The sequence below is a fragment of the Mesorhizobium sp. M00.F.Ca.ET.216.01.1.1 genome (assembly GCF_004010325.2).
Classification (GTDB): Bacteria; Pseudomonadota; Alphaproteobacteria; order Rhizobiales; family Rhizobiaceae; genus Mesorhizobium.
In genome coordinates, this window is sequence record NZ_SADR02000247.1 from 1 (window position 1) to 366 (window position 366).

1 protein-coding gene is annotated in these 366 nt (G+C 58.7%); it reads right to left on the bottom strand.

Going from position 1 to position 366, the window contains the following annotated elements; all coding sequences use genetic code 11:
• A partial coding sequence (locus tag EN859_RS38870) for a hypothetical protein (protein ID WP_210237768.1) occupies positions 1-282 on the bottom strand: 282 nt, incomplete at its 3' end.
• Positions 283-366 lie beyond the last annotated feature (84 nt).

Below are 366 nucleotides of genomic sequence, written 5' to 3' on the forward strand. Positions count from 1 at the left end.
ATCGAGGAAAGCCGCAACGGCAGAGGGATCGCTGCCTGCTGGAAATACGACAAAGAGTTCCCATCCTTCGGGCGAGTTCATTTGCTTGCTCGGAAAGCTGCTTTTCCGGGTTAATGCCTGCAATCGATCCAAATCGGCTTGCGGCCCCGTGGCGGTGATGCCTATCAGGCGGGTGGTTGGTGATGCAAGGATGGGAGGCGAGGCCTCCTCCGCAACGGAAAATGTTGGGAAAGCGCTGGGAGCGAGCGCTGCCGAGATGAGCAGGATGTAGCGTCCGGCCATATGCATGAGGCAAGGTGCACTGGCACGCTATCGTTCGCAAGGAATCCAGGACGGCCCGACGTATCTGACTTGATACCGGCGACC